Source organism: Kitasatospora sp. A2-31 (genome assembly GCF_022288725.1).
Taxonomy (GTDB): Bacteria; Actinomycetota; Actinomycetes; order Streptomycetales; family Streptomycetaceae; genus Kitasatospora.
This window is the reverse complement of sequence record NZ_JAKNTA010000001.1, coordinates 1,076,009-1,088,473: the sequence shown is the minus strand read 5'-3', so window position 1 is coordinate 1,088,473 and position 12,465 is coordinate 1,076,009. Positions and strand designations below refer to the sequence as shown.

The following is a 12,465-nucleotide window of genomic DNA, read 5'->3' as shown; positions in this document are numbered from 1 at the left end:
GCCCCCTTGTGGTCGGTATACAGGTGGTGCATCCGTAAGGCGATGTATACGGACTGACGCCTGCCCGGTGCTGGAACGTTAAGGGGACCGGTTAGCTAGAGTTCGCTCTGGCGAAGCTGAGAACTTAAGCGCCAGTAAACGGCGGTGGTAACTATAACCATCCTAAGGTAGCGAAATTCCTTGTCGGGTAAGTTCCGACCTGCACGAATGGCGTAACGACTTCTCGACTGTCCGATGCAGCGACGCCGCGTGAGGGATGACGGCCTTCGGGTTGTAAACCTCTTTCAGCAGGGAAGAAGCGCAAGTGACGGTACCTGCAGAAGAAGCACCGGCTAACTACGTGCCAGCAGCCGCGGTAATACGTAGGGTGCGAGCGTTGTCCGGAATTATTGGGCGTAAAGAGCTCGTAGGCGGCCTGTCGCGTCGGATGTGAAAGCCCGGGGCTTTGGCCTAACCCGTAAGGGGAGGAGCCGTCGAAGGTGGGACCAGCGATTGGGACGAAGTCGTAACAAGGTAGCCGTACCGGAAGGTGCGGCTGGATCACCTCCTTTCTAAGGAGCACATAGCAGCTTCGGGCGAACGTCCCGGAGTGCTCGCTCATGGGGGTTGTCGTCAGCTCGTGTCGTGAGATGTTGGGTTAAGTCCCGCAACGAGCGCAACCCTTGTTCTGTGTTGCCAGCGAGTAATGTCGGGGACTCACAGGAGACTGCCGGGGTCAACTCGGAGGAAGGTGGGGACGACGTCAAATCATCATGCCCCTTATGTCTTGGGCTGCACACGTGCTACAATGGTCGGTACAAAGGGCTGCGATGGCGGGCGGGGACGGACGAACCTCTGGTGTGCCAGTTGTTCTGCCAAGGGCATGGCTGGTTGGCTACGTTCGGGAGGGATAACCGCTGAAAGCATCTAAGCGGGAAGCCTGCTTCGAGATGAGCACTCCCACCTCCTTGAGAGGGTAAGGCTCCCAGTAGACGACTGGGTTGATAGGCCGGATATGGAAGCCCTGTGAGGGGTGGAGTTGACCGGTACTAATAGGCCGAGGGCTTGTCCTCAGTTGCTCGCGTCCACTGTGTTGTTCTGAAACAACGACCCCCACCGCTCTGGCGGGTGGGTGGCGGATAGTTTCATAGTGTTTCGGTGGTCATAGCGTGAGGGAAACGCCCGGTTACATTCCGAACCCGGAAGCTAAGCCTCACAGCGCCGATGGTACTGCAGGGGGGACCCTGTGGGAGAGTAGGACGCCGCCGAACAATTCTTCTGAAGAACCCCCATCCGGATTCCCGGATGGGGGTTCTTCGCGTTTCCCGCCAAGTTCCCGCCCGCGAACCGGAGCCGGAAAGCCGGCGTGGTCTGGAACCGCGCGGGGGTGGTGCTAGGTCCACCTCCGTAATGGGGTGCGACGGCCAGTGCCCCGCAGACGGCGTTCGGGAACACTGAATCAGGACGATCGGGACCGGACTCAGGAGCATCCGTGACAGCAGCGACTCGAACCGCCGGCGCGACCCTGCGCGCTCAGGCGGAGGAAGCACTCGCGTCGGGCGGCCGCGGCCTGGCCCGGCTCGTCCTCCTGGTGCTGGGCATCCTCCCGGTCACGGTGCTGCCGTTCCTGGCGGCGCTGATGGCCGGCGGAGCGGTCGTCTCGGCACTGGACCCGTACAGCATGGCGGAGCTGTTCGGCATGGCAGCGGCCGGCGTGGTGGGGGCCGCGGTGGCTGCGCTCTTCGTCCGCGGGGTCGCCCGCCGGACGCGCGACCAGCTGTCCCGCTGGTGCGGCATGAAGCTGCCCGTGTCGTACACGCCCCGGCCGGCGCTGGAGAGGGACGAGCGCGGTCACTGGTGGACGGGGTACTCCTGCCACCGCTCGTACGGCGTGGCGCGGATCGCCCGGTTGCTGCACTGGGGGCTTCGTGACCGGGCGACCCGGGCGGAGGTCCTCTGGCTCGCGGTCAGCCCGATCGTGGTACTGGGCCTCGCCGTGCCGGTGGCCGCCCTGTTGCTCCTGGGCCTCGGCTGCACGGTGGCCTTCAACGATCCGGTGCTCGCCGACGGCTACGCGACGGGCGGTGAGCGGATGCTCTCGCTGCTGCTGAACGGCCTCCTGGGGTTGGGGCTGATGGCGCTCGGAGTGGCGGTGGCGCCGCTCGCGGTCCGCGCGTACGCCGAGATCGCGCGCCGCGTGCTGGGCCAGGGCGACCGTGCCTCGCACGCCCAGCTGACCAAGCGGGTGGCCGAGCTGACCGAGACCCGTGCGGACGCGGTCGGGAACCAGGCGGCCGAGCTGCGGCGGATCGAGCGCGACCTGCACGACGGCGCACAGGCACGGCTGGTGGCGATCGGGATGACGCTGGGCACGATCGAGCACCTGATGGACACCGACCCGACGGCGGCCCGCGAACTGCTGTCCGAGGCGCGGCAGTCCTCGGCCCGGGCGCTGCAGGAACTGCGTGACCTGGTCCGCGGCATCCACCCGCCGGTGCTCGCCGAGCGCGGACTGGGCGACGCGGTGCGGGCACTGGCCCTGGACAGCGCGCTGCCGACCGAGGTCTGCGTCAGCCTGCCGGACCGTCCGCCGGCCCCGGTGGAGGCGGCCGCCTACTTCAGCATCTGCGAGCTCCTGGCCAACGCCGCCAAGCACTCGGGCGCGGAGCAGGTCTGGGTGGACATCCTCTACCGGGCCGGGACGCTGCGGATCACGGTGACGGACGACGGCGTCGGTGTGGCGGACCCGACCAGGGGGACCGGGCTGCGCGGGATCGAGCGGCGATTGGGTACCTTCGACGGTGTCCTCGCCATCGACAGTACGTCGGGCGGTCCGACCACCATCACCCTGGAGCTGCCGTGCGAGTTGTCCTCGCCGAGGACCTCTACCTCCTCCGTGAAGGCCTGATCCGCCTGCTGGAAGCGCACGGCTTCACCATCGCCGCCGCCGTGGAGACGGGGCCGGAGCTGCTCGACGCGCTGCTGACCCACCGTCCGGACGTCGCCGTCGTGGACGTCCGGCTGCCGCCGACGCTGACCGACGAGGGACTGCAGGCGGCGCTGAAGGCGCGGCGGGAGATCCCGGGCCTGCCCGTCCTGGTCCTGTCGCAGCACGTGCAGCAGCTGTACGCGCGGGAGCTGCTGGCGGACGGCACCGGCGGCATCGGCTACCTGCTGAAGGACCGGGTGTTCAACGCCGAGCAGTTCATCGACGCGGTCCGCCGGGTGGCGGCCGGTGGCACGGCGATGGACCCGGACGTGATCGCCAAGCTGATGCAGAGCACCTCCCGCCGCCCGGGTCCGCTGCAGCGGCTGTCGCCGCGCGAGCGGGAGGTGCTGGAACTGATGGCGGAGGGCTGTTCGAACTCCGCGATCGCAACGCGGCTGGTGGTCAGCGACGGGGCGGTGGCCAAGCACATCGCGAACATCTTCACCAAGCTGGAGCTGGCCCCGGCCGACGACGCGAACCGCCGGGTCCTGGCCGTGCTCACCTATCTCAACGGCACGGCAGCGCGGGCGCGCTGACGTTCCGACCGGTGGTCGGCGGGGGAGCGCGGCAGACGGTGACACCCTGGGCTGCGGAAACGCTGAAACAGCTGTACGAGTAAACTCCGGTGGGCCGAGCCCGGAGGTCGCTCAGCCGTCCGGCGCCCCGACTGGCGGGAACCGGCAGCCCGAGCAGCGTACGGCCTAGGCCGACATCCAGGGGTTGATAGACGTTATGGCACGCCCAACGCTCACCAAGGCTCACCGGGGCCTGCTGGGGCTGGTCGCCGCCGGGGCCTGCCTGATCTCGGGCATAGGTTTCGCCGGGTCGTACAACGCGGTGCGCGAGCTCGCCGCCGAGAAGGGGTTCGGCACCTTCGCCTACGCGTTCCCGATCGGTGTGGACGCGGGCATCGTGGTGCTGCTGGCGCTGGACCTGGTGCTGACCTGGCTGCGGATCCCGTTCCCCCTGCTGCGGCAGACCGCCTGGCTGCTGACCGTCGCCACCATCGCCTTCAACGCCGCCGCCTCGTGGGGCGATCCGCTCGGCATGGGCATGCACGCGGTCATCCCGGTGCTGTTCGTGGTCGTCGTCGAGGCCTCGCGGCACGCCGTCGGGCGGATCGCCGCGATCACGGCGGACCGGCACATGGAGTCGGTGCGGCTGATGCGCTGGGTGCTCTCCCCGGTGCCGACGTTCCGGCTCTGGCGGCGGATGAAGCTCTGGGAGCTGCGCTCCTACGACGAGGTGGTCCGGCTGGAGCAGAACCGCCTGGTCTACCGGGCCCAGCTGCGCTTCCGCTACGGGCGGGGCTGGCGCCGCTCGGCGCCGATCCAGGCGCTGCTGCCGCTCAAGCTGGCCAAGTACGGGGTGCCGCTCGACCCGGCGGTGCTGGACCGGCTGGACGAGGAGGCGCGCGCGGCCCGCGAGGAGCGCGAGGCCAAAGAGCTGCGGGACGGCCGGACCGTGGCCGCGGCCATCCCGGCGGGAGCGGCCGCGCCGCCGGCCGTCGCCGCCGCGCCGCCGGCCGTCGCCGCCGCGCCGCCCGCCGCCGTTGCCGCGGCCCCGGGGTCTCAGCTTCAGCAGCAGCCAGCCGCGGCCGCGGCCCAGGCCCGGCCGCAGCAGCAGGCCGAGGGGGCGCCGGCCGTGACGCCGGTGCTGGCCGAGGTGGCCGCGCCGATGCTCGCCAAGCTCGCCGCGGTACGACTGCGTGCCGCGAACGAGCCGGAGGGCGGCCAGGAGCAGGTTCCGCCGCCGCGGGAGGAGCTGAACGTCTGGACCGAGCGCCCGGTCCGCACCACCGGCCCGCACGCCCAGGCCGCAGGGGCGACCGGTGGCGGTCGGGTGCCGGGTCAGGCCTCGCCGTGGTTCAAGCCGCCGCGGCCGACCGCGGCCGAGCCGGCTCCGGAGCCGGCTCCCGCGCCGGTGCGGCAGCCCGCCGCCGTGGTCGCCCAGGGCGCTCCGGCCGCCGCGCCGCGGCCCGTCCACGCTGAGCAGCCCGCCTATGCTGAGCAGCCCGCCTATGCGGAGCAGGCCGCCTACGCGGAGCAGGGCGACTACGCCGACCAGGGCGAGTACGCCGAGGAGACCGGGTACGTCGAGCACGAGCCGGCGGGCCCCCAGGGTCCGGACCACGCCGAGCAGCAGGACGGCCTTCCCGCGCCCGGTCCGTCGGGCGAGCGGACCGGCCCGGCGCCGCGCCCGGGGCACCACCGGCTCGACCCCGAGCTCGCCTACGAGGCGCTGGTCAGCTACATCGACATCCACGAGCACCAGCCGGACCCGCAGCGGCTCGCCGACTGGCTCACCACGAGGTACGGCGTGACCGGCAACCGCCCGGACGGCTCGGTGCACCCGAAGGACGTCGCCGAGCTCTACCCCGAGCTCAAGGACCGCTACCTGGCCTCCGGGAGGGACTGACCCGGCGCCTTCGGTTCGACCGGCCACGGCCGGGAATCGCAGCAGGACCGCCGCCCGGGGCCCATCGGCCCCGGGCGGCTGCGCGTCCACCGCTCGGTCGGCCATTGACGCCCGTTCCCGGCGGGGCTACCTTCGCCTCAACAAATTGTTGAATCGCGGGCCCGTCGGGGCCGGCGAGGCGCGGAGGAGGACGGATGTCGCAGGTCGAGGTGGACGGTACCGGACCGGCGGGCGGGGGCCCCGTTCTCCGACGCGGCCCGCGCCGCCGTGGACGCGCTGCTCGCCCCGGTCGACGCCGCCCTCGCCCGCCGCTACCCGGGCGACTCCGGTACCCGGCAGCCGGTCCACACCGTCTACGTCCCCGCCGACGCCTTCGCCGCCGACACCGTCCGCGAGTGGGGCCGCCAGGCCCTGGAGGCCTTCGACACGCACGCGGGCACCCCGGCCGAGCTCGCCCGCGCGCTCGGTGTGGCGGACGACGCGCTGCTCGCCGACGTCCACGCCCGCGTCCGGGCCAAGCTGCAGCGGGAGCCGATCGAGGACCTGCGGATCGACTTCGAGGACGGCTACGGACCGCGGCCGGACGCCGAGGAGGACGCCGCCGCCGTCCGCGCCGCCGAGCTGGTCGCCGCCGCGGTGGCGGACGGCAGCGCCCCTCCGTACATCGGGATCCGGATCAAGTGCATGGAGGCGGCCGTCCGGGACCGCGGCATCCGGACCCTGGAGCTCTTCCTCGCCACCCTGCTGGCCTCCGGCGGCCTGCCCGAGGGTCTGGTGCTGACGCTGCCCAAGGTCACCTACGCCGAGCAGGTCACCGCACTGGTCCGGCTGCTGGAGGACCTCGAGCGCTCGGCGGGGCTGCCCGCCGGCCGGATCGGGTTCGAGATCCAGATCGAGACCACCCAGGCCATCCTGGGCCCGGACGGCCGCGCCACCGTGGCCCGGATGATCGAGGCGGCCGAGGGCCGGGCGACCGGACTGCACTACGGGACCTTCGACTACAGCGCCTCCTGCGGGGTCAGCGCCGCCTACCAGAGCATGGACCACCCGGTCGCCGACCACGCGAAGGCGGTGATGCAGGTGGCCGCCGCCGGCACCGGCGTCCGGCTCTCCGACGGCTCGACCAACGTCGTCCCGACCGGTCCGACCGAGCAGGTGCACGCGGCCTGGAAGCTCCACCACGACCTGGTCCGCCGCTCGCTGGCCCGCGCCTACTACCAGGGCTGGGACATGCACCCGGCCCACCTGCCCACCCGCTACGTCGCCGTCTACTCCTTCTACCGCGAGGGCCTGGAGGCCGCCGCGGCCCGGCTGGCCGCGTACGTGGCCAAGGCCGGCGGCGACGTGATGGACGAGCCGGCGACCGCCCGTGCGCTCAGCGGCTACGTGTTGCGCGGGCTGGACTGCGGCGCGGTCGACCCGGCGGAGGTCACCGCGCTCACCGGTCTGGACCGCGCGCAGCTGGACGCGCTGGCCGGACGGTGAGCGGCGGGCGGCGGCCATGAGCCGACCGATGTCCGGGACCACGCGGACAGGGCCTAGGCTGGCGGTACTGCCCAGGACCTCCCGGCCTTCGGGTCGGCGGGTCCTCCCGGGCGGTACCGCCGGCCTCCTCGCGCTCCGTCGCCCGGCCGCGGAGCCGTCCGCCGTCGCCGCCCGCCGCCCCGCCGTCTCGTTGTCCGGGAGGACCACCGCACCATGTCCGCCACCCCGGAGCCGACCCCCAGGCGGTACCTCACCATCCGGCGTGCGGTCAGCCACGAGATCGAGATCAAGAAGTCCCGCTTCATCTGCCACCTCGCCCGGGTCGCGGACGAGGACGAGGCCCAGGCGTTCATCGCCGGCATCCGCAAGCAGTACTGGGACGCCCGCCACAACTGCACCGCCTTCGTGGTCGGCGACGAGCAGCGCCGCGAGCGCTCCAGCGACGACGGCGAGCCCGGCGGCACCGCCGGGGTGCCGATGCTGGAGGTACTGCGCCGACGGGGGCTGACCGACACGGTGGCCGTGGTGACCAGGTACTTCGGCGGGATCAAGCTCGGCGCCGGCGGCCTGGTCCGCGCGTACGGGAGCTCGGTGTCGGAGGCCGTGGACGCCGTCGGGGTGCTGGAGCGGAGGCCGGTGGCACTGCTCGCGGTGACCGCGGACCACACCCGCGCCGGGCGGGTGGAGAACGACCTCCGGGCGGCCGGGTACACGGTCAGCGACCTGGTCTACGAGGCGGCCGGGGTGCGGATCGAGGTCGGGGTGCCCGAGCCCGAGGTGGCCGGGTTCCACACCTGGCTGGCCGAGGCGACCGGCGGAACCGCGGTTGCGGAGGCGGCGGGGCGGACGTACGTCGAGGTGCCGGTCTGACGCGCGCGCGGCCGTCTTCGACGGTGCGGTGCCGCCGTTCCGGGGTGGACCGGACCGGGCGGTTTTCGGCCAGTGTTTCGGACAGTTCGGATCCAGCTGTTCGAAGGTTCGAGCCGTCTCCCTAGCCTGGCCGGAACCGAGCAGGGAGCCGACCGGGAAGCCGAGCCACGATGCCCGTTGTCCAGACCGTCACGCTGCCGCCGGGCGGCAGCACCGGCTGGCACTACCACCCGGGCCGGGTCGCGGTGGTGGTGCTGTCGGGGACGCTGACCAGGACGCTGGCCGACGGCCGGGTCGAGGTCAGTGACGCGGGGGACTCGCTGGTGGAGGAGGCGGGTCCGCTCCACGTCCACGTCGGCCGCAACCACGGCACCGTCCCGGTGGTGCTGATCGCCGACTACGACGCTCCGGAGGGCTGTCCCCTGGCGGTGCCGGTGGCGGAACCGGAGTGGAGCCGCAGCGCCGGGACGGCCGGGGACTGAGCGCGTGCCGGGCTCCGGGTGCACGCCGGGGACCGGACGCGCGTACCGGGCGCCGTGTGACGGCCACGCACTGCCGATCGCGCCGGCGGCTTGAGCGGATTCACCCCAGATTCACTCGAACGTATTCACGTGGCCTCGATTTGGAACTTCCGCTCCGGGTTGTGGCGTTTCCTGGGCAAGGATCCGGCCGAACCGGACGAACCCCCCATCGATGGAGGACGACGGACCCCACCCCCGCCACGGAGGTATGCGCATGACCTCAGACCGCTCCACGTCCCGAGCCCGCGCCGATCTACCCGGCCCCAGAGGCCCCGCGACGCCCTACCGGATGACCGTCACGACCGCTCTCCCGCACGCCGACGCCGTCGCCCTGGCCGACCAGCGCCTCGGCGCCTGGCTGAAACAGGAGGGCTGCGAGGAACCCCCGCCGCCGGCCCCGGCACCCGTCCGCCCGGCACCCGTCCACTCGGACCGCGCCCGCTCCGGCCCCCCCGACCCCACCGGCCCCACCGATCCGGCCGCCCCGGCCGGACACCTCGCCGACACCGGTCGGCGCAACGCCCGCCCCGCCCCCGCCGACCTGCTCGGCCGTGTGCCGGTCGTCGCCGACGCCCCGGCCGAGCGCCTGCGGCTGGGCGGCCGCGCCCTGCTCGACCGCGACAGCGGCCCGCTCCGCGGTCGGGCCGGCCGCTACGACCGCCGCCGCCTGCGCACCCCTGCCCCGCACGGGACCCACCAGCTCACGCTGACCATAGCCACCGGGGCCGACGGTCCGACCTGGGTCCGGCTGGAGGCGGAGACGCACACCACCGGCAGCGGGGTGCGGACGCCCTGCCGGGTGCCGGTGCCCGAGCTGGCCCGCGCCCTGCTCCCGCTCCTCGACGCCGCCGACGGTCCGGCCGCCGTCCAGTTGGCGCCGCGGGTGCTCACCGCCGACGAGGTCGACGGCCTGATCGACGAGCTCTGCGACCCGGAGCGCCGGCTGCCCACCGTGGTGGCCAGCGTCCCGGCCGACCGGGGGATCGACGAGTGGGTCGCCGAGGTGGTCCGTCCGCTCTGCGGCCAGCTGCCCGGCCTCGCCACCGCCTACGTCCTCGATCCCGGCGCCCGCACGGAGTTCAACGTCGCGCTGGAGTACCACAGCGTGTACGGCGGCGCGGTGCGCACCTACCTGCCCGAGGTCGATCCGGCCTCCCGGCACGACGGTGCCCGGCACCCGGTACTGGCCCGTCGCCGGATCGAGGAGGACCTCCGCCGGGCGGCGGGGCTGCTGGCCCGGGAGCCGCGCCGGATCGCCGCCGAGCAACCGCTGCCGCCGCCGCTGGCGGCCGTGCCCGTGCTGCGGGTGGCCCCGGTCGTGCCGCGCGCGGGCAGCGGCCCCGACGCGGCCGCGTCGGCGGCCGAGCTCGCGGTGCTGGCCCACGAGGAGCAGCAGGACCGGGCCGAGGAGCAGGCCAGGGCCGACGAGCTGCAACGGGTCCGGCACAGCCTCCGCCGGGAGCGGCGCGGCGGGGCCCAGGTCCGGGCGCTGGCCGGCCGCTTCTGCGGGGGCTCCGGCGGGGTGGCCGCGGCGGCCGGCCGCACCGGGCGCCTTCCCGGCGGCCCCGGAATCCCCGGCGGCCCCGGAGTCCCGGGCATTCCGGGAATTCCGGGCACCTTCACCGAACTCATGGCCAGGATCGACGAGTTCCCGTTGCTGACCTTCACGGGCGACCAGAAGTCCGCGCTCGCGCTGGACGAGATCCAGTGCCCCGGCGCGGGCTGGGCGCGGCTCACCTGGGACGGCCTGACCGCCCTTCAGGAGTACGCCGAGGCCGCGGTGCGGGGGGAGGCGGGCGGCGACTTCAAGCAGTGGTGCGAGCACACCCCGGCCGGCTGCCACCGCTTCCCGCCCCGCAAGGCGGTGCGCGGGGAGTCCCGGACGGTGTTCAGCCACACCAAGTGGAAGCGTGAGCGGATGCTGCCGGTGCCGGAGTGCGTGGACGCCTCACGGCGCGCGTTCATGGGCGCGCACCTGCGGATCGGCGGCGGGCGGACCGCCCCGCGGCTGCACTATCTCGACGACTGCTCGGGCAGTGGCCGGATCTATGTCGGCTACATCGGTCTGCACCTGACCAACACCAGGACCAACTGAGAGGCTTGGCTGACCGGTGCGCCCGTTCGGTGGACAATGACCGGCAGGGGCGGGCCGCGGGGTCGCCGGCCGGCCCGGGCAGGTGCCGGACGAGTATGGGGGAACGACCACCGATGCAGTACTCAGTTGACGGTCACTCGGACGGCACGGTCACGGCCCCTCAACCCGGCTTTCTGGCCTCGGTCTTCCGGGACCTCGGCGTCGAGGGGCCGGGCGGTCCGGACCTGCCCGACGGGTTCGACAGGTTCGACGGGTTCGACGGGCGCGCCGAGGGCTCCGGGGCGGAGGGACCGACCACCGCGCCGGCCGGCCGCCCGGCCGACGCCCCGGACGACACGCCGTCCGGGGCGGGCACCGCTGCGGGCGCGGGCGCGGGCGCGGGCGCGGGCGCCGACACCGGCGCCGGGACGGACGAGGCGGTCGCCGCCCACGGCCGGGCCGCCGCGCTGACCCACCACCGCACGCTCACCGTCCAGGCCGAGCACGAGCGGCTGGCCGACCTGCTGCGCCGGGCGGCGCTGCCCGTCTCGGCGATGGACTTCGAGAGTCAGCTGCGCCACTACGAGCCGCGGCCCTACCCGGCCGGCGGGGCCGAGCCGGCCGGCTCGGATGCCGAGCCGCGCTGGGAGGACTACGCCCCCGCCGAGCCGCCGGCCGCCGACCCGGACGGCTCCCCCGCCCGACGGCTGCTGGACTCCGGCTACCAGCGCGAGCTGGCTCAGGCCCGGCTCGCGCACCAGCGGGCCCTGCGGGAGTGGCGCACCCGGCAGGCCGAGGGCGGCAGTCCGGCCGGGGACGAGTCCCGCCGCGCCCACGAACAGGCCGAACAGGCGCGGGCCCGCGCCGTGCGGGAGTACAACGACAGCCTGGAGGAGTGCCGCCGGGCGTACCGGCTGGCCGAACCGGCCGCCGTGGAATCGCTGCTGGAGCGGGCCCTGGCCGCGGCAGAGACGGCCACCCAGGACCTTCCCGCGCCCTGCCGGGCCGTCTTCCGCCCGCTGACCCGCACCGCCGTGCTGGACCTCGACCTGCCGGCGCTCGACCTGGTGCCCTCGCTGAGCGGTTACCGGCTCGGTGCCGGCGGCGAGATCCTGCCGGTGCCGAGGCCGCCCGCCGACCGGGCCACCGACTACCTGCGGCTGGTCGCCCGACTGGCGCTGCGTGCGCTGCAGGCGGCGGACGCCGTCGACACCGACGAGATCCTGGCGGGCGTGGTGCTCAACGGCTGGCTGCGCGAGGGCGGTGGCGGGGAACCGCTCTGCCTGCTGAGCGTGGACGCCGACCGCGACGCGCTGGCCCGGACCAGGCTGATGCCGCCGGCCGCCCCCTCCGCGGAGCCCGACGGCGAGGGCGTCTACGCCGATGCGGAGCAGGACGAGGCGTTGGTGCGGCTGCGCCAGCTCGGCGCCGCCGTCACCCCGGACCCGTACGCCCGGGCGGCGGTCGAGCCGGCCGCGGTGGCGGGGCCCGCGGTGCCGTCCGCGCCGGACCTCTCGGCCAACGAGTTCGCCCAGCTGGTCCGCGAACTCCTCACCAGGGGCGGTCTGACGCAGTGGAGCGTACGGCTGCGCGGTCCGGCCGGGCTGGTCGCCACGGGGGAGGGGCCGGCGGGCAGCGCCCTGCCGGGCCGCTGGGTCGTCTGGGCCTCCCGGGGCGCGGAGCCGGTGGGTGAGGAGGAGATCAGGACGCTCGCGGAGGCGGTCCGGGAGGAGTCCGCCGAGCGCGGGCTGCGGCTGACCACCGGCCGGTTCACCGACGAGGCGCTCGACCTCACCGGTGAGGACGGTCACCAGCACATCCACCTGGTCGACGGCGACGGCGTGAGCGAGCTCGCCCGCACCCACCTCGGCCTCCCGCTCGCCACCGTCCACTGAGCCGGAGGTGAGCCGGAGCTGAAACGGAGGTGAGCCGGAGCTGAGCCCGGAGCTCAGCCGGGACGACCCGGGACGACCCGGGATCAGCACGACCGGGGTCGGCGCGAGCGACCCCGGGCCTGAGGCGGCCCGAGCAGCGGCACGGTGACGGCAGCGGGGAGCCGGGCCGCCGCCGGCGCGGCTCACCCTGACGGCCCGTCCGGAGGGCGGCCGTCCGGGGACGGCGCGAGGCTG

The 12,465-nt window shown here is 73.8% G+C and carries 8 protein-coding genes, 1 rRNA gene and 3 other annotated features (1 of these 12 running past the window's edge); all 9 genes read left to right on the top strand.

The window, feature by feature from the left end:
* Positions 1-416 (top strand) — a sequence feature (most likely nonfunctional fraction of RNA operon) (it extends 108 nt beyond the left edge of the window).
* Between the two features lie 188 nt (positions 417-604).
* Positions 605-752, top strand: a sequence feature (16S ribosomal RNA rRNA prediction is too short).
* Positions 753-800: 48 nt separating this feature from the next.
* Positions 801-1,040, top strand: a sequence feature (23S ribosomal RNA rRNA prediction is too short).
* A gap of 93 nt (positions 1,041-1,133) precedes the next feature.
* Positions 1,134-1,250: ribosomal RNA gene (gene rrf, locus MCM47_RS04970) — 5S ribosomal RNA — on the top strand.
* Between the two features lie 221 nt (positions 1,251-1,471).
* Positions 1,472-2,887, top strand: a complete 1,416-nt coding sequence (locus MCM47_RS04965) for a sensor histidine kinase (protein ID WP_238741380.1) — start codon at positions 1,472-1,474, stop codon at positions 2,885-2,887.
* Positions 2,839-3,504 (top strand): response regulator transcription factor, encoded by a 666-nt coding sequence (locus MCM47_RS04960; RefSeq protein WP_238741378.1) that lies wholly within the window; start codon positions 2,839-2,841, stop codon positions 3,502-3,504. The genes MCM47_RS04965 and MCM47_RS04960 overlap by 49 nt, the downstream gene beginning before the upstream one ends.
* A gap of 196 nt (positions 3,505-3,700) precedes the next feature.
* Complete coding sequence (locus MCM47_RS04955) at positions 3,701-5,386, top strand: DUF2637 domain-containing protein (protein WP_238741376.1); 1,686 nt, start codon at positions 3,701-3,703, stop codon at positions 5,384-5,386.
* Between the two features lie 267 nt (positions 5,387-5,653).
* A complete protein-coding gene (locus MCM47_RS04950; RefSeq protein ID WP_238741375.1) occupies positions 5,654-6,871 on the top strand; it encodes an aldolase/citrate lyase family protein in 1,218 nt (405 codons plus the stop codon).
* 213 nt (positions 6,872-7,084) lie between these two features.
* The gene (locus MCM47_RS04945) at positions 7,085-7,741 is read left to right on the top strand and encodes a YigZ family protein (protein WP_238741373.1); all 657 of its coding nucleotides are present in this window, start codon (positions 7,085-7,087) and stop codon (positions 7,739-7,741) included.
* A 170-nt stretch (positions 7,742-7,911) separates the two neighbouring features.
* Complete coding sequence (locus tag MCM47_RS04940) at positions 7,912-8,223, top strand: cupin domain-containing protein (protein ID WP_238741372.1); 312 nt, start codon at positions 7,912-7,914, stop codon at positions 8,221-8,223.
* Positions 8,224-8,551: 328 nt separating this feature from the next.
* Positions 8,552-10,357, top strand: coding sequence for a hypothetical protein (locus MCM47_RS04935; RefSeq protein WP_238741370.1), 1,806 nt, complete (start codon positions 8,552-8,554; stop codon positions 10,355-10,357).
* A 113-nt stretch (positions 10,358-10,470) separates the two neighbouring features.
* Positions 10,471-12,231, top strand: coding sequence for a restriction endonuclease (locus MCM47_RS04930; protein ID WP_238741368.1), 1,761 nt, complete (start codon positions 10,471-10,473; stop codon positions 12,229-12,231).
* Positions 12,232-12,465 lie beyond the last annotated feature (234 nt).